The organism is Bacillus sp. AFS017336 (assembly GCF_002555445.1).
In the GTDB taxonomy this organism is placed as follows: Bacteria; Bacillota; Bacilli; order Bacillales; family Bacillaceae_G; genus Gottfriedia.
Genome location: NZ_NUCO01000062.1, coordinates 1 through 608, shown reverse-complemented (window position 1 = coordinate 608; position 608 = coordinate 1). Strand labels below are relative to the sequence as shown.

4 tRNA genes and 1 rRNA gene are annotated in these 608 nt (G+C 47.5%); all 5 read left to right on the top strand.

From position 1 onward, the window contains the following. Positions 1 to 84: 84 nt before the first annotated feature. The 5 genes from rrf to CN601_RS21900 all read left to right on the top strand — a co-directional run bounded on the left by rrf (position 85) and on the right by CN601_RS21900 (position 563). A 5S ribosomal RNA gene (rrf, locus tag CN601_RS21920) occupies positions 85 to 200 on the top strand. A gap of 10 nt (positions 201 to 210) precedes the next feature. Next, positions 211 to 285: transfer RNA gene (locus tag CN601_RS21915), tRNA-Asn, on the top strand. Positions 286 to 289: 4 nt separating this feature from the next. Next, positions 290 to 381 (top strand) — tRNA-Ser (locus tag CN601_RS21910). Positions 382 to 403: 22 nt separating this feature from the next. Next, positions 404 to 478: transfer RNA gene (locus CN601_RS21905), tRNA-Glu, on the top strand. Positions 479 to 487: 9 nt separating this feature from the next. After that, positions 488 to 563 (top strand) — tRNA-Val (locus CN601_RS21900). Positions 564 to 608: the final 45 nt, after the last annotated feature.

Sequence of the window (608 nt, the reverse complement as noted above, 5' to 3'; positions counted from 1 at the left end):
AAAAATTATTATAAAAAACTTTTGAAAAAGCATTGACTTTTAAATGAGATTTGATATAATAATTAATGTCCTTAAGGAATTGAATCAAGTGATGATAGCGAAGAGGTCACACCCGTTCCCATACCGAACACGGCAGTTAAGCTCTTCAGCGTCGATTGTAGTTGGGGGTTTCCCCCTGTGAGAGTAGAACGTCGCTTGGTTCTTGATTATTCCGCAGTAGCTCAGTGGTAGAGCACTCGGCTGTTAACCGAGTGGTCGTAGGTTCGAATCCTACCTGCGGAGCCATTTTGGAGAGCTGTCCGAGTGGCCGAAGGAGCACGATTGGAAATCGTGTAGGCGGGTAACCCTGTCTCAAGGGTTCAAATCCCTTGCTCTCCGCCATATAACTCAGGACAAATATAATGGCCCGTTGGTCAAGCGGTTAAGACACCGCCCTTTCACGGCGGTAACACGGGTTCGAGTCCCGTACGGGTCACCATTTTATTACGGAGGATTAGCTCAGCTGGGAGAGCACCTGCCTTACAAGCAGGGGGTCGGCGGTTCGAGCCCGTCATCCTCCACCATATCTTTAAAAATTATCAATACTTTTATTATCGCGGGGTGGAGCA